Annotated in this window: 12 protein-coding genes and 1 pseudogene; 3 read left to right on the forward strand and 10 right to left on the reverse strand. The window is 72.0% G+C overall.

Annotated features, from left to right (window positions below; all coding sequences use genetic code 11):
- Positions 1-262 precede the first annotated feature (262 nt).
- From ACFV9M_RS39970 to ACFV9M_RS39980, 3 genes are all read right to left on the reverse strand, one after another.
- Positions 263-2,830, reverse strand: a complete 2,568-nt coding sequence (locus ACFV9M_RS39970; RefSeq protein WP_385077852.1) for a SpoIIE family protein phosphatase — start codon at positions 2,828-2,830, stop codon at positions 263-265.
- Between the two features lie 52 nt (positions 2,831-2,882).
- The gene (locus tag ACFV9M_RS39975) at positions 2,883-7,163 is read right to left on the reverse strand and encodes a HAMP domain-containing protein (RefSeq protein ID WP_385077850.1); all 4,281 of its coding nucleotides are present in this window, start codon (positions 7,161-7,163) and stop codon (positions 2,883-2,885) included.
- Positions 7,164-7,433: 270 nt separating this feature from the next.
- Positions 7,434-8,318, reverse strand: coding sequence for a SigB/SigF/SigG family RNA polymerase sigma factor (locus ACFV9M_RS39980; protein WP_385077848.1), 885 nt, complete (start codon positions 8,316-8,318; stop codon positions 7,434-7,436).
- A 241-nt stretch (positions 8,319-8,559) separates the two neighbouring features.
- On the opposite strand from ACFV9M_RS39980, the gene ACFV9M_RS39985 reads away from it, so the two are divergent.
- Both ACFV9M_RS39985 and ACFV9M_RS39990 read left to right on the forward strand, forming a co-directional pair.
- Entirely contained in the window at positions 8,560-8,931 is a 372-nt protein-coding gene (locus tag ACFV9M_RS39985) for a PRC-barrel domain containing protein (protein WP_385077847.1), read from the forward strand.
- Between the two features lie 172 nt (positions 8,932-9,103).
- Positions 9,104-9,577, forward strand: coding sequence for an ATP-binding protein (locus ACFV9M_RS39990; RefSeq protein ID WP_385077844.1), 474 nt, complete (start codon positions 9,104-9,106; stop codon positions 9,575-9,577).
- A 29-nt stretch (positions 9,578-9,606) separates the two neighbouring features.
- Here ACFV9M_RS39990 and ACFV9M_RS39995 read toward each other — a convergent pair whose 3' ends face one another.
- Together ACFV9M_RS39995 and ACFV9M_RS40000 are read right to left on the reverse strand one after the other, a co-directional pair.
- Positions 9,607-10,041, reverse strand: a complete 435-nt coding sequence (locus ACFV9M_RS39995) for an ATP-binding protein (protein WP_385077841.1) — start codon at positions 10,039-10,041, stop codon at positions 9,607-9,609.
- 208 nt (positions 10,042-10,249) lie between these two features.
- A complete protein-coding gene (locus ACFV9M_RS40000; RefSeq protein ID WP_385077838.1) occupies positions 10,250-12,151 on the reverse strand; it encodes an AMP-dependent synthetase/ligase in 1,902 nt (633 codons plus the stop codon).
- Between the two features lie 152 nt (positions 12,152-12,303).
- Between ACFV9M_RS40000 and ACFV9M_RS40005 the strand changes: the two genes are divergently transcribed.
- On the forward strand, positions 12,304-12,537 hold the full coding sequence (locus ACFV9M_RS40005; protein WP_385077836.1) for a DUF6480 family protein: 234 nt from the start codon (positions 12,304-12,306) through the stop codon (positions 12,535-12,537).
- Between the two features lie 22 nt (positions 12,538-12,559).
- Here ACFV9M_RS40005 and ACFV9M_RS40010 read toward each other — a convergent pair whose 3' ends face one another.
- From ACFV9M_RS40010 to ACFV9M_RS40030, 5 genes and pseudogenes are all read right to left on the reverse strand, one after another.
- On the reverse strand, positions 12,560-13,648 hold the full coding sequence (locus tag ACFV9M_RS40010; RefSeq protein WP_385077834.1) for a glutamate--cysteine ligase: 1,089 nt from the start codon (positions 13,646-13,648) through the stop codon (positions 12,560-12,562).
- Positions 13,649-13,705: 57 nt separating this feature from the next.
- Complete coding sequence (gene glgB, locus ACFV9M_RS40015) at positions 13,706-15,940, reverse strand: 1,4-alpha-glucan branching enzyme (protein ID WP_385077832.1); 2,235 nt, start codon at positions 15,938-15,940, stop codon at positions 13,706-13,708.
- Positions 15,941-15,944: 4 nt separating this feature from the next.
- Positions 15,945-17,306 carry a maltokinase gene (locus tag ACFV9M_RS40020; RefSeq protein WP_385077829.1) on the reverse strand — a complete coding sequence of 454 codons (1,362 nt, stop codon included), beginning with the start codon at positions 17,304-17,306 and terminating at the stop codon, positions 15,945-15,947.
- Between the two features lie 28 nt (positions 17,307-17,334).
- Positions 17,335-19,074, reverse strand: a complete 1,740-nt coding sequence (gene treS, locus ACFV9M_RS40025; protein ID WP_385077826.1) for a maltose alpha-D-glucosyltransferase — start codon at positions 19,072-19,074, stop codon at positions 17,335-17,337.
- Between the two features lie 32 nt (positions 19,075-19,106).
- A pseudogene (locus ACFV9M_RS40030) lies at positions 19,107-19,498 on the reverse strand (alpha-1,4-glucan--maltose-1-phosphate maltosyltransferase); the annotation flags it as partial.

Raw genomic sequence — 19,498 nt, forward strand, 5'->3', positions numbered from 1 at the left:
TCACGCTACCGACGGCGCAGCCAGGCCCGAGCCCGCCGATCCCACTACAAACGCCGAGGCCACACCCTCCAGATGCGGTTGCAGTACTAGGGCGCTTCTGTCGGATCTCCGTGGGAGAAGGAGCGGCGTTCGGTGCGTGCCCTCGGCGTGCGGTGTGCGGGGTCATGTGGCGGAGCCACCTGGCCCTGCACACCGTGCGGTGAGGGTGCGTGCCGGGCGTCGCGACGCCGCGGAGATCCGTCAGAAGCGCCCTAGCCCCGCCCTAGCCCAGCCTGATGCCCACGATGCAGGTGTCGTCGTCCGTGTCGGACCTGCTGTAGGTGAGCAGCCGGTCCAACTGCTGGTCCAGCGTCGGCGGAACGGTGCTGGCCTGGCTCAGCAGATGCGTCAGCGACTCCTCCACCGACCGGTCCCGTCGCTCGATCAGCCCGTCCGTGTACATCAGCAGCGTGTCGTCGGCGGCGAGCTGGATCTCCTCCTCCTCGTACGTCGTCTCCGGCACCGCGCCCAGCAGCATGCCCTTCAGCAGCGGCAGCGGCGCGGCGCCCGAGGCGCGTACCAGGACGGGCGGCAGATGGCCCGCCCTGGCCCAGCGCAGGGTCCGCCGGACCGGGTCGTACAGACCGCACACCGCCGTGGCCGTGACCGCACCCGTCAGATGGTGCGCGACGATGTTCAGCCACGACAGCAGCTGGCCCGGCCCGGCTCCGGTCACGGCCAGCCCGCGCAGCGCGTTGCGCAGCACCACCATGCTGGTCGCCGCCTCGATGCCGTGCCCGGCCACGTCCCCCACGCACAGCATGACCAGCCGCGAGGGCAGCACCACGGCGTCGTACCAGTCACCGCCGACCAGGTGCTCCTCCTCGGCGGGCCGGTAACGGACCGCCACCTGGAGACCGGGGGCCTCCAGCGGCGCCCGGGTGGGCGGCATGATCGCGTGCTGGAGCTGGAGCGCCAGCCGGCTGCGCTCGCTCGCGTGCTGCTCGGTCTGGGCGAGCTGGTCACGGGTGGCGGCCAGCGCCACCTCCGTCCAGTGCTGCGCCGAGATGTCCTGGTAGGCCCCGCGCAGCGCGACCAGCCGGCCGTCGGTGTCCAGGACCGGCTCGGCGACGATCCGCATGTGCCGGGTCACCCCGTCGGGCCGCTGGAGCCGGAAGGCGGCGGAGGCCGGACGGCGGTTGTGCAGCAGCGTGCGCAGGAACCGGCCGATGGCCACCGCGTCGTCCGGATGGGCGTACGCCGCCAGCTCCTCCAGCGGCACCGGAGCGCTCGACGGATCCCTCCCGTACAGGGCGAACATCTGCCCGTTCCAGGTGGTCTCGCCCGTCAGCACGTTCTCCTCGAAGCCGCCGATGCGACCGAGGCGCTGCGCGTGCTGCAACAGGCTCGCCAGCCGGGCCGTCTCGTCCTCGATGCGCCAGATCAGCAGCACACAGGTGCCGTGCCGGCTGATGCTCAGGTCCGCGACCGCCGACAGCGGCACCTCGTCGACCAGCGCGGTCAGACTCATCCGGCGGGCGCGGAACGGCTCGCCGGTGGCGTGGACGCGCTCGATGCGCTGGAAGAGGTCGCTGCCGCCCGCGGCCATCGGGTAGGCCTCCAGCAGCAGCGCGCCGTTGACCACCGCGCGCGGCCGTCCCGCCGGGTCCAGGAACCGGTCGTTGACGTGCTGGATGCGGAAGTCCACCAGCTGTCCCGCCGCGTCGACGTGCGGGACCAGGACGAGTGCCGGGTCGTGCAGCCCGTCCGCCAGGTCCATCAGCTCCGCCGCGTCCGGCAGCATCCGCGGCTCCGCGTCGGTGTCCTCACCGCGCGGGTAGGTCTGCAGCGTGTGCGCGCACAGCTCCGCCAGCGCCTCCACCTGCCGCACCACCTGGGGCGGCTGCGGCTCCAGCAGACCCGGCCACGCGATCTCCAGCACCCCGTGGACCCGCCCCCCGGTCCCGGCGGGCAGGGCGACCCGGCCGCCGTCGGGGTACGTGTGCCGGCCGATGGTGGGCAGCCCGGTCTGCGCCAGGGACCCGATCCACTGCGCCGAGCGCTCGGTGAGCCCGTGGCGGGCCACCGTGAGGACGTCCGGGGGGACGTAACGCCAGCGGGTGGCCTCCCCGGTGGGGAAGCCGGCGCTCCCGGCCAGCGTCAGCGATCCGTCGGAGCCCGCCGCCCAGATCGCCACGGCCACCGCGCCCAGCGGCCCCAGGGCGTGCTGCAGCAGGGAGTCGGCGACCGCCTGGGCGTCGTGCGCGGCCAGCGCCCCGCTCTCCGCGGCCCGCAGCCGTACGGCCGTGGAGGTCTCGACCGGCGCGTCGGCGCCCGAGACGGTCGCGAAGAAGGCGTCGGTCACCTCGGACATCCGGTCCTTGGCGGCCTGGTTGATGACGTCCACCGCGAACTCCAGCGGCGACATGCCGGCCTGCTCGGCGAGTTCGGTGAGCTGCCGGGCGGCCTCGGCCGGCCCGCACCCCAGCCGCTCCACCAGGATGCCCTTGGCCAGCTCGACCAGCGCCCGCCCCTCGGCCTCCGCCTGCGCCGCCCGCACCTCACGGCGCAGCCGTTCGACGGTGGCCGCGAGGCGGCCCACCGGAGTGGGGCTCGCGCCCTCGGACTCGGGGGCCGGCCGCAGGGCGGCCCCCGAGTCCGAGGGCGGCGGGGCGGTGGTGACCTGCGCCGAGACCGACGGGTCGGTGCCGGCCGGCGCGAGGGACGACGGGTCGACGGCGCTCTGGACCGGCGGTGCCGGCCCGTCCCCGGTCCCCGCGGAGACGGAGGCGGACGGCGCCGGCCCTGCCGGACCGTCGTGCCGGTCGTGGGGCTGTTCGGGAATGCTCACGGTGCGATGACTCCTCGGCCGGGACGACCGGCACTCGGAAGGACGGCCGCGCTCAGGCGGTCAGCCAGCGGCGGACGCAGGACATCAGGTCGTGGGTGTCGACGGGCTTGGTCACATAGTCACTGGCCCCCGAGGCGAGACTCTTCTCCCGGTCCCCGGGCATGGCCTTGGCAGTCACCGCGATGATGGGCAGATCCGCGTACCGCGGCATCGTACGGATCTCGGCCGTGGCCGTGTACCCGTCCATCTCCGGCATCATCACGTCCATCAGCACCAGCGCGATGTCCGGGTTGCCGCGCAGCGTCTCGATGCCCTCGCGCCCGTTCTCCGCGTGCAGCACCCGCATGCCGTGCAGCTCCAGGATGCCGCTCAGGGCGAACAGGTTGCGCGCGTCGTCGTCCACCACGAGGACCGTACGGCCCACGACGGCGTCGTCGACGGGCGGGGGCCCCACGGGCTGCGGCTCGTCCGGCCGGACCAGGGCGAGCACGTCCCCGGGCTCCTCGGCCGACAGGTGCAGCGTGATCCGCTCCCGCAGCTCGTCCAGGCTGGAGAGGAACTCCAGCGGCCGGCCCGCGGCCCGGGACTGCAGCGTCTCCTCCTGGGCCAGGTCGGCACGGTGGCCGCTGTGCACCAGGACCGGCACACCCGCCAGCGCCGAGTCCCCCTGGAACGCCTCCAGGAAGCGGGAGGCCTCCGCGCCGGGCATGCCCAGCTCCAGCACCACGCAGTGGCACGGCTCGGCGGCCAGCGCCCCGGCCGCCTCCTGCGCCCCGACGGCGGTGACGATGTCGACCGGCGGCGGCGGGGTGCCGTCGTCCCGGCCGCGCGCGATGTCCGCCACCACGCTCTCGGCGACCAGCGTCAGCAGACCGCGCGGACGCTCCTCCACCACCAGCAGCCGGCGGGGCTTCTGCCGGGACGTGCCCGGCGCCGACGGCAGGACGCCGTAGACGGGCGACGCGAGCGGCACCGGTTCGTCGTCCGGCCGGCGTTCCACCGCCCGTCCGTTGCCGACCAGCTCCTCGAAGTCGACCCGGGCGACCGGCAGGTAGAGCGTGAACGTGCTGCCCTTGCCGGGCGTGCTGTCCACCGTCACCGCGCCGCCGAGCAGATGGGCGATCTCCCGGGTGATGGACAGCCCCAGTCCCGTGCCGCCGTACTTGCGGCTGGTGGTGCCGTCCGCCTGCTGGAAGGCGCCGAAGATGGTCTCCAGGTGCTGCTCCGGGATGCCGATGCCGGTGTCCCGCACCCGGAAGGCGACCACCGTGCCGCCCCGCACCACGCCCTCGGGCACCTCGTCGGCGGCCACCGGCTCGATCCGCAGCTCCACACTGCCCTGCTCGGTGAACTTGACCGCGTTGGACAGCAGGTTGCGCAGCACCTGGCGCAGCCGGGAGTCGTCGGTCAGCAGGTCCGCGGGGGCCCCGGCGGCCGTGCTGACGGTGAACTCCAGGCTCTTCTGCGTGGTCATAGGCCGGAACGTCGCCTCGACGTACTCGATGAGCTGCCGCAGCGGCACCCGCTCCGGGGAGACGTCCATCTTGCCGGCCTCGACCTTCGACAGGTCCAGGATGTCGTTGATCAGCTGGAGCAGGTCCGAGCCCGCGGAGTGGATGATGCCCGCGTACTCCACCTGCTTCGGCGTCAGGTTGCGCGACGGGTTCTGGGCGAGCAACTGGGCGAGGATCAGCAGGCTGTTGAGCGGGGTGCGCAGCTCGTGGCTCATGTTCGCCAGGAACTCCGACTTGTACTTCGACGCCAGCGACAGCTGCTGCGCCCGCGCCTCCAGCTCCTGGCGGGCCTGCTCGATCTGGAGGTTCTTCGCCTCGATGTCCCGGTTCTGCGCCACCAGCAGGGAGGCCTTCTCCTCCAGCTCGGCGTTGGAGCGCTGCAACTCCTCCTGCTGCGACTGCAACTCCGCCGAGCGGGCCTGGAGCTCGGCGGTCAGCCGCTGCGACTCGTCGAGCAGCTCGTCGGTGCGGGCGTTCGCCACGATGGTGTTGACGTTGACGCCGATGGTCTCCCGCAACTGCTCCAGGAAGTCCCGGTGGATCTGGGTGAACGCGGTCACCGACGCCAGCTCGATGACCCCGAGCACCTGCCCCTCGAACAGGATCGGCAGCAGGATCAGCGCGCTCGGCTCCACCTGCCCGAGCCCCGAGGAGATCGTGACGTACCCCGCGGGCAGCTCGTCCACGGTGATCGTACGGCGGCTGCGCGCGGCCTGGCCGACCAGCGAGCGGCCGAACGGGATACGGGTCGGGCGGTCGTCGTCGTCGGGGTAGCCGTAGGCGCCCACGAGCCGCAGCTCCGGCCCCCGTCCGTCCTCCTCGGCGAGGTAGAAGGCCCCGTACTGGGCCGACACCAGCGGCACCAGCTCGTCCATGATCAGTTCGGCCACCACGGGCAGGTCCCGGTGCCCCTGCATGAGGCCGGAGATCCGCGCGAGGTTGGTCTTGAGCCAGTCCTGTTCCTGGTTGGCCCGGGTGGTCTCGCGCAGGGACTCCACCATCGAGTTGATGTTGTCCTTGAGCTCGGCGACCTCGCCGGAGGCCTCCACGTTGATCGAACGCGTCAGGTCGCCCTCGGCGACCGCGCTGGTGACCTCGGCGATCGCCCGCACCTGGCGGGTCAGGTTGCCGGCCAGCTCGTTGACGTTCTCCGTGAGGCGCTTCCAGGTGCCCGAGACGCCCTCCACCTCGGCCTGGCCGCCGAGGCGGCCTTCGGTGCCGACCTCGCGGGCGACGCGGGTGACCTCGTCGGCGAAGGCGGAGAGCTGGTCGACCATCGTGTTGATCGTCGTCTTGAGTTCGAGGATCTCGCCGCGGGCGTCGACGTCGATCTTCTTCGACAGGTCGCCGCGGGCCACGGCCGTGGTCACCAGCGCGATGTTGCGCACCTGGCCGGTGAGGTTGTTGGCCATCGAGTTGACGTTGTCGGTGAGGTCCTTCCAAGTGCCGGCCACGTTCGGCACGTGCGCCTGGCCGCCGAGGCGGCCTTCGGTGCCGACCTCGCGGGCGACGCGGGTGACCTCGTCGGCGAACGCCGAGAGCGTGTCCACCATCGTGTTGATGACGTCCGCGAGCGCGGCGACCTCGCCCTTGGCCTCGACGGTGATCTTCTGGGACAGGTCGCCGCGCGCCACCGCGGTGGCGACCTGCGCGATGGAACGCACCTGCCCCGTCAGGTTCGACGCCATCACGTTGACGTTGTCCGTCAGGTCCTTCCAGGTGCCCGAGACCCCCCGGACCGTGGCCTGCCCGCCGAGGTTGCCGGCCGTGCCGACCTCGCGGGCGACGCGGGTGACCTCGTCGGCGAAGGCGGAGAGCTGGTCGACCATCGTGTTGATGGTGTTCTTGAGTTCGAGGATCTCGCCGCGGGCGTCGACGGTGATCTTCTGCGACAGGTCGCCCTCGGCGACCGCCGTCGCCACCTGGGCGACGTTGCGGACCTGCGCGGTCAGATTGCCCGCCATGAAGTTCACCGAGTCGGTCAGGTCCCGCCAGGTGCCCTTGACGCCCTTCACGTCCGCCTGGCCGCCGAGGCGTCCCTCGGTGCCGACCTCGCGGGCGACGCGGGTGACCTCGTCGGCGAAGGCGGAGAGCTGGTCGACCATCGTGTTGATGGTGTTCTTCAGTTCGAGGATCTCGCCGCGGGCGTCGACGGTGATCTTCTGCGACAGGTCGCCCTTGGCGACCGCCGTCGTCACCTGGGCGACGTTGCGGACCTGCGCGGTGAGGTTTCCGGCCATGAAATTGACCGAATCCGTGAGGTCCCGCCACACGCCGGCCACACCGGGTACCTGCGCCTGGCCGCCGAGGCGTCCTTCGGTGCCGACCTCGCGGGCGACGCGGGTGACCTCGTCGGCGAACGCCGACAGCTGGTCGACCATCGTGTTGACGGTCTCCTTCAGCTGGAGGATCTCCCCGCGCGCCGGCACGTCGATCTTCTGCGACAGGTCGCCCTTGGCGACCGCGGTCGCCACCTGCGCGATGTCACGGACCTGGGTCGTCAGGTTGCCGGCCATGGCGTTGACGGAGTCCGTCAGGTCGGCCCAGGTGCCCGAGACGCCCGGCACCTCCGCCTGCCCGCCGAGGGTCCCCTCGGTGCCCACCTCCCGGGCCACCCGTGTGACCTCGGAGGTGAACACGGACAACTGGTCGACCATGCCGTTGAAGACGGTCGCGATGTCGCCCATGAGCCCGTCGCCGTCGGCGGGCAGCCGGGTACCGAAGTCACCGTCGCGCACGGCGGTCAGACCGGCCAGGAGCCTCCTGAGCTCCTGGTCGCCCGGGACCGTGTCGGTGGCCTCGGCAGCGTTGCTGGTCATGCGTATCCTCGTTCCGCTCCCCAGGAGCCCCCGTGGTACGAGGGCTCGGAACCACGCCGCCCCGGTGGACGGCGCCGCATGTGGTGTGCATTTCCGCAGTTCACGGATGTGCGTGATGAGAGAAATCCGCCGAAGGCTATCCCACGAGCCCGTGACGGAACAAAGTGTCGGGCCGTTCCGGGCCGCCTGTGACGTCACTTGTCGCGCGCCTGCATGGACGGCGGGAAACGGGGTACCCGGATGGGTTTCCCCGGAGGTGGAAGACGGGGTTCAGGCGGCGTCGGAGCCGAGCAGCCCGGCCCGCAGCCGCCCCACCACGCGGCCGATCAGCCGTGAGACGTGCATCTGGGAGATGCCGAGCTCCCTGCCGATCTCGGCCTGCGTCCGCTCCTCAACGAACCGCAGATGGAGGATCCGCCGCTCCCTCGGCTCCAGCGCGGCGACCAGCGGCGCCAGGGAGTGGAAGTCCTCCACGAGCGCGAGCGCCGGTTCCTCCACGCCGATGAAGTCGGCCAGGACCGACTCGCCGTCGGCGCCGCCGTCGGCCCCGAGGGCCGCGTCGAGCGAGGCGGAGGTGTAGCAGTTGGCGGCCTTGCGCACCTCGACGACCTCCTCCTCGGACAGCGCCATCAGCCGCGCCAGCTCACGGGTGCCGGGCACCCGGCCCAGACGCGTCTGCAACTCCTCGGTCGCCCGGGCCAGTTCCCCCCGCGCCTCCTGGAGCCGGCGCGGTACGTGGACGGCCCAGCCGGTGTCCCGGAAGAACCGCTTGATCTCGCCGGCGATGTATGGGACGGCGAACGAGGTGAACTCGACCTCCCGGGACAGGTCGAACCGGTCGATCGCCTTGATCAGCCCGATCGTGCCGACCTGCACCACGTCCTCCATCGCGTCGCCGGCCCGGCGGCGGAACCGGGACGCCGCGTACCGCACGAGCGACAGGTTCATCTCGATCAGCGTGTTGCGCACGTACTGGTGGTCGGGCGTGCCCTCCTCCAGGACCGCCAGCCGTTCGAAGAGGCGGCGCGACAGCTCCCGGGCGCCCCGGGCACCGACCCGCGCGGGCACGTCGCCGAGCGCGGCCCCCGCGCGCGGGTCGTCCGTGACCCGCCGCGCCGCCGTGGCCGTCGGTGCCTGTGCCGTCACGGCGTCCATGCCGCTCACTCCGTTCGTCGGGACCCGCCCGGACCTGTCCGAGATCGTCGCCGGTCGGTGGCACCGCGTCTGCCCCCGCTTCCCGCCGCCATGCCCCGCTCTCCTCCCGTCATGCCCGCCGTACGCGCCGGTCCCGGCGTCCGGACCGAGCCCGCCGCGGACGGCGGCCGCACGCCCCGAATGCGGCCGCGGCGGGCGGGTATCCGCTGCGGTGGAACGGGAGACGGGAGAAGGGAGCAGCGTGACCATCGACAGGATCTGGTCCTACCCGACGGACAGCGGGCGCGCCGAGGGGCAGGATCTGACGGGGTACGGGGTGGTGGCGTCGGACGGCACCATAGGACACGTCGAACGCGAGGACGGCCACCACGGGATGTGGCACCTGGTCGTCGACACGGGGGTCTGGCTCTTCGGCAGGAGCGCGGTCGTACCGGTGGGCGTCGTCCGGGCCGTCGAGGAGGAGAGCCGCACCGTGGCGCTGGCCTGCACCGGGGAGGAGGTGAAGCAGGCTCCCCGGTTCCGCACGGACAGCGAGACGATGGACCCCGCGTACCTGACGGCCGTCGGTGACTACTATCTCCGGCTGATCCGGCGCGGCAGCACGACGGCCTGACCGCCGGGGGAGAGGCACCGCGGGCCGAGGCCGCCCGCCGTATGCTCACGTGCCCACCACGCACCGGCCGCCGCGTGCCGTGACCGAGGAACGGCGTGACCGAGGAACGGGGTGTCGATGAACTACGAGCCGCAGACCCGGCGCTCCGGCCGCCGGGGACGGTGACCGAGCCGTGAGAGGCGACGAACTCGCGCCGACGGAACCGGTCCTCGCCCCGGTGACGACCGCCGCCGCCGCGCGGGAGCACGCGCGCGCGGTGGCCAATGCCCACTGGAGCGCCGCCGCGGGGCCGCCGCGGCAGGAGGACCTGATCGACCTGCTGCTGGTCGTGTCCGAGATGGTCACCAACGCGATCCGGCACGGCGGCGGTCTGGCCGGTTTCGAGGTGACCCCCGTGCGGGGCGGCGTCCGGGTGGCGGTGCACGACCACAGCGACGTCGTCCCCTCCGTGACGTCCGTGACGTCCGTGACGTACGGAGCCGGCGCCCCGCCCGGCGGACACCGGATCAACGGCTACGGCTGGCCGCTGATCGTCGAACTGGCCCGGGACATCTCCATCGGCGCACGGCCGTCCGGCGGCAAGACGATCAGCGTATTCGTGCCGGTCCGGGCCGCCGGACGTCCGGGCCCCGACGGCACGCCCTGACAGGAGCCCTCCCGCTCGGGAGACGGTGCTCACCAGGGCAGGAAGACGTGCACGTCCTTCCCGTCGACGCCGGTGACCACGCTGACCTGGCTGCAGAGCGTATGGACCAGATGCCAGCCGATGCCGCCGCCCCCGCTGTCGGGGTGGAACGGGCGCGGCGCGGGCACGGTGGTGCTGGTGTCGTGCAGCGTGACGTGCACCCCGTCGAAGGTGGGGCGCAGATGCAGGTCGAACGGGCCCGGGGCATACTGGACCGCGTTCGAGGCCAACTCCGTGACGATCAGCACGATGTCGTGCCAGCACTCCGGTGCCGAGGGCGGGGACGCCCGGGACAGGTCACGGAGGAACGCCTCCGCGGCCAGGCGTGCACCCGTCACGTCCTGGGGTTCGCCCGGGAACCGGGCAGTGCGGCTCGGGACCGCCCAGGAGGCCAGTGCGTCGTTACCACGGGGCTCGGTTGCCATGTCGTAGTTGCGGCCCCTACCGGCGGGGCCGTCGTCCTTTCTCGTGCGGCTCTCTCACGTCGCCACTCTTCAGGGTTCCCGGGGCGCCGCAGGCTACGCGTCCCGCACCGGGCGTGGCGCGCCTGACCGCGGGCGGCGACCCTCCGGCCACGCGCTGTGCGCGCCGCGCCGGTACGACGAGGTGGTTCGGCCCGCCACCGGCACGACCTCACCGGAACACGTCGTCCGCGTCGTCCCAGCTCAGCGTCTCCTCCGGGGTGCTCTGCCGGGGCAGCCGCGCCCGCGCCTGGTACATGGCTTCGATCTCGGCCGCGTAGTGCTCGACGATCGAGTCGCGGCGCAGCTTCATCGACGGGGTCAGCAGCCCGTTGGTCTGGTCGAACGGCTCCGGCAGCACCCGGAAGACGCGGATGGACTCCGAGCGGGACACGGCGCTGTTGGCCGCCGCCACCGCCCGGCCGATCTCGTCCCTGAGGGCGTTCTCCTCCCGGGCCTCCCGGCTCGGCGTGTCGCCCTGGAGGGCCAGCCCCGCGCGCCAGTGCGCCAGGAAGTCCGGATCCAGGGTGATCAACGCGCCCACACAGGGCCGGTTGTCGCCCACCACCACCGCCTGGTGGACGAGCGGGTGCATCCGCAGCCGCTGCTCCAGCGCCGTCGGCGCCACGCTCTTGCCGCTGCTGGTGATGATGACGTCCTTCTTGCGGCCGGTGATGGTGAGGTAGCCGTCGGAGTCCAGGAAACCGAGGTCCCCGGTGCCCAGCCAGCCGCCGCGCAGCGCCGCCCGGGTGGCGTCGTCGTCGTTGACGTAGCCCTGGAACACCGACGGGCCGCGCACCAGGATCTCCCCGTCGTCCGCCACCCGTATCTCGGTGCCCGGCAGCGCCTGCCCGACCGTCCCGGTCTTCTCCCGGCCCAGCGGCTGCATGGTGATCCCGCCGCTGGTCTCGGTCAGGCCGTAGCCGTCGTGGACGTGGATGCCGATACCCGCGTAGAACAGGGACAGGTCGCGGTGCAGGGGCGAGCCGCCGGAGGTGGCGCGGTGCACACGGCCGCCGAGGGCGGCGCGCAGTCTTCGGTACACGGTCCGCTCGAACACGGCGTGCTGGAGCCGCAGGTCGAGACCGGGCCCCGAGCCGCGGCCCAGCCGCTGCCGTTCGACGGCCGCCGCGAAGTGCCGGGCCGTCTCCGCCGCCCGCTCGAACAGCGCGCCGCGGCCCGTCTGCTGGGACGTGCGCAGGAAATTCTTGTAGAGCTTCTCGAACACCGAGGGCACCGCGTACAGATACGTCGGCCGGAAGGTGCGCAGTGCCTCCGTGAGCGCGGCCGCGCCGAGCTCCGGTTCGTGGCCCATCAGGATGCCGCCGCGCACGCACAGGCCCTGGATCATCAGGCCGTACACATGGGAGAACGGCAGGAACGCCAGGACGGACGGCCGCTGCCCCGGCGCCGCCGCGATGTGGCCCCAGCCGGCCAGCAGGGTGTCGCAGGGGGCGGCGAGGCCGCGGTGGCTCAGCGCGCAGCCCTGCGGGCGGCCCGAGGTGCCGGAGGTGTAGGCGATCACCGCCGTGGCGTCGGGCAGCACGATGCGGCGCAGCGAGTCCACGGTGGTGACCGGGACCGTCTCACCGAGCCGGGCCAGCTCCTCCAGCGCGCCGCTGTCCAGCTGCCAGACGTGCCGCAGCGCGGGCAGGGTCGCGCACACCGAGCCCACCGTCATCACGCTCTGCTCGTCCTCGACGACCACGCCCACACAGGCCGAGTCCCGCAGGATCCACTCGACCTGGTCGCGCGAGGAGGTGGGACAGACGGGCACCACCTCGGCGCCCACGGCCCACAGCGCATGGCTGAGCACCGACCACTCGTAGCGGGTCCGCGCCATGATGGCCACGCGGTGGCCCGGCGAGATCCCGGACGCGACGAGCCCCCTGGCGACCTCGACCACCTCGTCGCGCAGCTCGATCGCCGTCACCTCCTCCCAGCCGTCCGAGCCCGGGGCGCGGCGGGCGAGCACCGGGAGCGTGGGAGTGCGGGCGGCCGTCTCGAAGACGCTGTCGGCGAGCCCTCCGGTCAGGGGCGGGGCGGCTGGGGGAGCGAGGGCGACGTCGCGCATGCGCTGCTCCTGACATGTACGGGGTGTGACTCCGCCGTTGAGGACTGTTATCGACGGTGGTCGAATGTAGCCGAGGAGCGACCGCTTGTGGCCGGGAACGGAGAATCGGTGCACGGTTGATGATCTCGGCGGGTCCGGGGGACTCGGGGGGCATGACGCACATCAACCCCGACCCCGAACCGGAACGCAGCACCGGCCTGGAACCGGGCGGAGGTGTTCCCCCGGGCGAGACCCCGCCCGCGGAGAGCAGCATGCCCGAGGCCGGACCCCGGGAGACGCACAATCCCCCCAAGGGCTGGGCCAAGGGCCCGCTCACCCTGATCATCGTCCTCGCCGTGCTGGTCGCGGCCTTCTTCCTGGCCTACGCGCTGGTCCTGATGCTCTGAGCGGGAGGACCGGAGGTGGCACTCAGCCCTGGGTGTGGCGGACGCACATGGTGACGACCTCGCGCAGGCTGCCGGTGCGCTCCCACACCTCGCGCTGGACGCGGGCCCCGTTGCCGTCGCGCAGCAACCGCGCGCAGCCGGCGCGGGCCCGCTCCAGGTCACCGGTGTCCTCCAGCGCCTCCCCGACGTGCTCCAGCAGCGCCCGCACCACCGCCTCGGCCGGCGCGCGCCGCATGGTCGCGGGGTGCAGCAGGTCCCCGGTCAGACCGGAGCGGGCGGCCCGCCAGCCGGCCAGCCGCAGCAGGCTCACACTGTGGTCCACCGGATCCTCGCCGGCCTTCCACTCCCGGGCGGCCGTCTCGACGAGCCCGCGCGCCAGCGTCGCCACCAGCACGGCGGTGTCCGCGTGCAGACAGACGTCCGAGACCCGGATCTCCACCGTCGGATAGCGCGCGGACAGCCGGGCGTCGAAGTAGACCATGCCCTCGTCGAGGATCGTGCCCGTGTCCACCATGTCCGCGACCCGCTGGTGGTAGCGCTCCGCCGACCCGAACAGCTCGGTCGGACCGGCCGACGGCCAGCGCTGCCACACCCGGCTGCGATAGCTGCTGTACCCCGACTCCTTCCCCTGCCAGAAAGGGGAGTTGCCGCTCAGCGCCGACAGCACCGACAGCCAGGGCCGGATCCGGTCGACGACCGCGACGCCCTCGTCGTCCGACGCGACCGACACATGGACGTGGCAGCCGCACACCAACTGCTCCTGGGTGGCGATGCCGTACTGCTCCGCCATCCACTGGTAGCGCCGGTTCATGCCGACGGAGGGGCGCACCGGCAGCGGGGAGGTGGCGAGCGCCGCCACCGTGCACCCGATCTCCCCGGCGTGCCGGGCCGCCTCCCCGCGTATGCGGACGATCTCCTCGCCGAGTTCGTCCATCCCCGACTGGGGATGGGTGGCGAACTCGAGCATCTGGTTGTGCAGTTCCTTCTCGAACACGTCCGGCTCCGCGTGGTCCCGCGTGGCGCGGGCGAGAACGGCAGCGGACAGGGCCTGCGGCTCCCCGGTTTCCGGGTCGACCAGGAGGAGTTCCTCCTCCACTCCGACGGTGCGCACGGTATGCGGCCTCTCTCTGGCAGGTGGTACGCACCCGACTGCCCCGTCGAGGTCCGTTCACACGGACGGCGGCGTCCACCAGACCGTGGCCAGGGGCGGCAGTGTGACCGCGATCCGCCCGTTCTCCGGCTTGATCCCGTCGGCGTGGGTGACGTCGCCGCCGCCGTAGCGGGCGGCGTCGGTGTTGAGCGCCTCGTACCAGACGGGCACGTCGTCGGGCACGGCGAGCGGGTAGTCGTGGCGGACGACCGGGGAGAAGTTGCTCACCGACAGCAGGGGCCGCCCGTCGGCGTCGTACCTCAGGAAGGCGAAGACGTTGTCGTCGGCCGCGTCGCACAGCACCCACCGGAAGCCGGCCGGGTCGGTGTCCCGCTGCCACAGGGCCGGGGTCGACCGGTAGCGGGAGTTGAGGTCGCGGACCAGGTCCCGCACCCCCCGGTGGTCGGCCTCCGCGCAGTAGCCGGGATCCAGCAGCCACCATTCGGGGCCGTGGGCCTCGGACCACTCCGCGCCCTGGGCGAACTCCTGCCCCATGAACAGCAGCTGCTTGCCCGGGTGGGCCCACATGAAGCCGAAATAGGCGCGATGGTTGGCCCGCCGCTGCCACCAGTCGCCCGGCATCTTCGACACCAGCGCCTGCTTGCCGTGGACGACCTCGTCGTGCGAGATCGGCAGGACGTAGTTCTCGCTGTAGGCGTAGATCATCGAGAACGTCATCTCGTGGTGGTGGTACTTGCGGTGCACCGGCTCCTTGGCGATGTACTCCAGCGAGTCGTGCATCCAGCCCATGTTCCACTTCAGCCCGAAGCCCAGACCGCCGCTGTCGGTCGGCCGGGTCACTCCGCCCCAGGCCGTCGACTCCTCCGCGATCGTCACCACACCCGGACTGCGCCGGTACACGGTGGCGTTCATCTCCTGGAGGAAGGCCACCGCGTCCAGGTCCTCACGGCCGCCGTACACGTTCGGCGTCCACTGCCCCGAGTCCCGCGAGTAGTCGAGGTAGAGCATGGAGGCGACGGCGTCGACGCGCAGCCCGTCGATGTGGAACTCCTCGCACCAGTACACGGCGTTCGCCACCAGGAAGTTGCGCACCTCGGTGCGCCCGAGGTCGAACTCCAGCGTCCCCCAGTCGGGGTGCTCGGCCCGCTGGGAGTTCCCGGGCTCGTACAGCGGCTCGCCGTCGAACCGCGCCAGCGCCCAGTCGTCCTTGGGGAAGTGCGCCGGCACCCAGTCCATGATCACGCCGATGCCGGCCCGGTGCAGGGCGTCCACCAGGTGCTTGAAGTCGTCCGGGGTGCCCAGCCGCGAGGTCGGGGCGTAGAAACCGGTGATCTGGTAACCCCAGGAGCCCGCGAAGGGGTGCTGGGCGACCGGCATGAACTCCACATGGGTGAAACCGAGGTCGTTCACGTACGCCGGCAGCTCCTCGGCCAGCTGCCGGTAGGTCAGCCCCGGACGCCAGGACGGCAGATGCACCTCGTACACCGAGAACGGCGCCACGTGCACGGGGACGTCGCCCCGGTGCGCCATCCACTCCGCGTCGCCCCACGCGTGGTGCGAGGCGTGCACGATCGACGCCGTGTCCGGCGGGACCTCCGCACACCGCGCCATCGGGTCGGCCTTCAGGAACCGGTGGCCGTGGCGGGAGTGGATCTCGAACTTGTACCGGGTGCCCTCGCCGACCCCCGGCAGGAACAGCTCCCACACCCCACACGCGCCCAGCGAACGCATCGGGAAGGCGGTGCCGTCCCAGTAGGTGAAGTCCGCGGCGACCCGCACCCCCTGGGCGTTGGGCGCCCACACCGTGAAGCGGGTGCCGGCCACCCCCTCGTGGGTCATCGGCTCCGCGCCGAGCGCCTTCCACAGCTGCTCGTGCCGCCCCTCACGGATGAGGTGCAGATCGAACTCGGCCAGGGCGGGCAGGAAACGGTACGGGTCGTGCACCTCCTGCTCGGCCCCCTCGTAGGCCACCAGCAGCGTGTACGCGGGGATCGCGTCGAGCGGCAGGACGACCGAGAAGAGGCCCTCCCCCTCCGACACGAGCGGGGTGCGCACGCCGTCCACCACGACGGCCACCGAGCGGGCGAAGGGCCGCAGCGCCCGGAAGGCGATCCCGCCCGGCACGGGGTGCGCGCCCAGCAGGGCGTGCGGGTCGTGGTGGGCGCCCGCCAGCAGGCGCCCCCGGTCGGTCGCGTCGAGCGCGGGCGCCGCGGCCGGGCGGGGGTCGCCCGTCCGGCCGCGGCGCGGGCGGGGGCCGCCCGACTCGGGCCGAGAGGTGTCGCGCAGAGCCATGGGGTCAGCCTCCTCGGACGGCGAGACGTTCGATCGCCGCCATCGGTACGGGTAGCCAGTCGGGACGGTGCCGGGCCTCGTACAGCACCTCGTACACGGCCCGGTCGGTTTCGTAGGCACGCAGCAGGGCGTGCTTCTTGCGGGGATCCCAGCCGGCCCGGGCCGCGTAGCCGGCGCAGAAGGCCTCCCGGCAGCGCAGCGCCCACTCCGGACGCCAGGGCCGGCGCTGGCGGGCGGCGTAGTCGAAGGACCGCAGCATGCCCGCGATGTCCCGCACCGGGGAGTGCGCGCTGCGCCGCTCGGCCAGCGGACGGGACGGCTCGCCCTCGAAGTCGATGACGAACCACTCCCGTCCCGCGCGCAGCACCTGCCCCAGGTGCAGGTCGCCGTGGATGCGCTGGGCGGGCGGGCCCGGATCGCAGACGGCGAGCGCGTCGAAGGCGGTGATGAGCCCCGGCACGTACGGGCGCAGCGCCGCCACATGGTGGGCCGCGGCCTCCAGCCGCTCGGTCATCGCCGCCGCCGTCCGCGCGTTGTCGGCACGCGGACCGGCCGGGAAGGCCGCGGCCAGGGCGAGGTGCACCTCGGCGGTGGCCCGGCCCAGCGCCTCGGCCTCCGCCGTGAAGGAGTCGCCGTGGGCGAGGGCGTCCAGCGCCAGCGTCCAGCCGTCGGAGGCGTCGGGCAGGAACGGCTGGAGCACGCCCAGCGTCGCCTCCTGCGGGTCCGTCGTCCCGAACCAGGCCACCGGCGCCGGCACCCGCCCGCAGTTCTGCCCCTTGAGGGCGACCGGCACCTCCAGGTCGGGGTTGATCCCGGGCTGGATGCGCCGGAACACCTTGAGGATGAACGCGTCGCCGTACACCACGGAGGTGTTCGACTGCTCCGCCTCCAGCAGCCGCGGCGCCAGCCCGGCCGGCACCGGCACCGAAGGGTCGGACTCGAAGGTCAGCGGACCCAGCGGACCCGGGTGCCGCATGCGCTCCAGCAGCAGGTGCGCCGAACGGGGGTCCTGGAGGGCGTCGTGCACCGTCAGACCGGCCAGCGGCCCTTCCTCCACCTTGCCGATCAGGGCCCGGCCCAGACGCGGCGACAGGTGCCGCTGGAGCCCGAGGAGCAGCTGGTAGCAGTCGCCGGGCGGGGGAGTGCCGCCCGGCGAGGGCACGCCGGACTGGCCGGTCTGCACCAGCAGGTGCAGACAGCCCGGATACAGCTCCGTCATCGACAGCAGACGCAGGTCGTTCAGGGGCCGGTCCTTGCCCGCGAACCAGCGCTGCCGGGGCAGCCACTCGCGCAGCAGGTTCCCGAGCGTTCCGCCGGAGCGGACGCCTACGGCACTGCCGGGGTTCAGAGATGCGGTCTTCGGCATGGTGACGCGTCCTTTCCTCGGCGCACGCTCACAGGCGCCGGCCGACGCGGGATGCGGCTCGGGCGAGCCGGAACCAGTAGAAACCGTGCCCTGCGAGGGTCAGCAGGTAAGGCAGTTCGCCGATGGCGGGGAAGCGGACCCCGCCGAACAGCTCCACGGGGTGGCGGCCGTCGAAGCGGCGCAGGTCCAGCTCGGTGGGCTGGGCGAAGCGCGAGAAGTTGTGGACGCACAGGACGAGGTCGTCCCCTCCCTCCTCCTCCGACGAGGGGGCCTCGCGGAGGAAGGCGAGGACGGCGGGGTTGGAGGAGGAGAGTTCCGTGTAGGAGCCGAGTCCGAAGGCGGGGTTCTGCTTGCGGATCTCGATCATGCGGCGGGTCCAGTGCAGCAGCGAGGAGGGCGATGCCATGGACGCCTCGACGTTGGTGACCTGGTAGCCGTGGACGGGGTCCATGATGGTGGGCAGGAAGAGCCGTCCGGGGTCGCAGGAGGAGAAGCCGGCGTTGCGGTCGGGGGTCCACTGCATGGGGGTGCGGACGGCGTCGCGGTCGCCGAGCCAGATGTTGTCGCCCATGCCGATCTCGTCGCCGTAGTAGAGGATCGGCGAGCCGGGGAGGGAGAGGAGGAGGGCGGTGAAGAGTTCGATCTGGTTGCGGTCGTTGTCCAGGAGGGGGGCCAGGCGCCGCCGGATGCCGATGTTGGCGCGCATACGCGGGTCTTTCGCGTATTCGGCGTACATGTAGTCGCGTTCTTCGTCGGTGACCATTTCGAGGGTGAGCTCGTCGTGGTTGCGGAGGAAGATCCCCCATTGGCAGTGGGTGGGGATGGCGGGTGTCTTGGCGAGGATTTCCGAGACGGGGTAGCGGGATTCTCGGCGGACGGCCATGAAGATGCGGGGCATGACCGGGAAGTGGAAGGCCATGTGGCATTCGTCGCCGCCGGAGGCGTAGTCGCCGAAGTAGTCGACGACGTCCTCGGGCCACTGGTTGGCCTCCGCCAGCAGCACCGTGTCCGGATACATCGCGTCGATCTCCTTGCGGACCCGCTTGAGGAACTCGTGCGTTGCCGGAAGGTTTTCGCAGTTGGTGTCCTCGGCCGCGTAGAGATACGGCACGGCGTCGAGGCGGAAGCCGTCGATCCCGAGGTCCAGCCAGAAGCGGAGGGCGGCCAGGACCTCCTCCTGGACGGCCGGGTTCTCGTAGTTGAGGTCCGGCTGGTGGGAGAAGAAGCGGTGGAAGAAGTACTGCCCCCGGACCGGGTCGTAGGTCCAGTTGGAGACCTCGGTGTCGACGAAGATGATGCGGGCGTCGGCGTACTGCTTGTCGTCGTCGGCCCACATGTAGTAGTCGCCGTAGGGTCCGTCGGGGTCTTTGCGGGACTCCTGGAACCACGGGTGCTGGTCGCTGGTGTGGTTCATGACGAAGTCGATGATGACGCGCATGCCGCGCTGGTGGGCGGCGTCGACGAATTCCACGAAGTCGGCGAGGTCACCGAATTCGGGGAGGACGGCGGTGTAGTCCGAGACGTCGTATCCGCCGTCCTTCAGCGGGGATTTGAAGAACGGGGGGAGCCAGAGGCAGTCGACGCCGAGCCATTGCAGGTAGTCGAGTCTGGCGGTGAGGCCCTTGAGGTCGCCGACGCCGTCGCCGTTGCTGTCCTGGAAGGAGCGGACGAGGACTTCGTAGAAGACCGCGCGCTTGAACCACTCGGGGTCGCGGTCTTTCGCGGGGGTGTCCTCGAAGGTGTCCGGGACGGGTGAGTTGACGGTCATGGCGCTCTGGAGCCTCCGATCTGGGCTGGGGATCACCGGACGTGGAACACGTGGGCCGGCGTCCGGCCGGGCTCCAGGCGCACGTAGTTGTGGCTGCTCCAGGCGTACGTCTCACCGGTCAGTTCGTCGTGCACGGACAGGGAGGCGCCGTGGTCCCGGCCGAGTCGCGGCATGTCCAACGAGACCGTCGCCTCCTGGACGTGGTGCGGGTCGAGACCGACCACCACGAGCACCGTGTCCGCCCCCCTGCGCTTGCTGTACGCGATGACGGAGGCGTTGTCCGTCCCGTGGAAGCGCAGGTTCCTGAGCCGGTGGAGCGCGGGATGGCGCCGCCGGATGTGGTTGAGGCGGGTGATGAGCGGGGCGATGGTGCGGCCCTCGCGTTCGGCGGCCGCCCAGTCGCGGGGTTTGAGCTGGTATTTCT

This window comes from Streptomyces sp. NPDC059895 (assembly GCF_042731035.1).
In the GTDB taxonomy this organism is placed as follows: domain Bacteria; phylum Actinomycetota; class Actinomycetes; order Streptomycetales; family Streptomycetaceae; genus Streptomyces.

Coding starts and splice junctions, on each gene's coding strand:
- ACFV9M_RS40000 (WP_385077838.1), bottom strand. CDS start 12,151: ATGCGCGACGTCGCCCTCGCTCCCCCAGCCGCCCCGCCCCTGACCGGA.
- glgB (WP_385077832.1), bottom strand. CDS start 15,940: ATGGCTCTGCGCGACACCTCTCGGCCCGAGTCGGGCGGCCCCCGCCCG.
- ACFV9M_RS40005 (WP_385077836.1), top strand. CDS start 12,304: ATGACGCACATCAACCCCGACCCCGAACCGGAACGCAGCACCGGCCTG.
- ACFV9M_RS40020 (WP_385077829.1), bottom strand. CDS start 17,306: ATGCCGAAGACCGCATCTCTGAACCCCGGCAGTGCCGTAGGCGTCCGC.
- ACFV9M_RS39980 (WP_385077848.1), bottom strand. CDS start 8,318: ATGGACGCCGTGACGGCACAGGCACCGACGGCCACGGCGGCGCGGCGG.
- treS (WP_385077826.1), bottom strand. CDS start 19,074: ATGACCGTCAACTCACCCGTCCCGGACACCTTCGAGGACACCCCCGCG.
- ACFV9M_RS39975 (WP_385077850.1), bottom strand. CDS start 7,163: ATGACCAGCAACGCTGCCGAGGCCACCGACACGGTCCCGGGCGACCAG.
- ACFV9M_RS39995 (WP_385077841.1), bottom strand. CDS start 10,041: ATGGCAACCGAGCCCCGTGGTAACGACGCACTGGCCTCCTGGGCGGTC.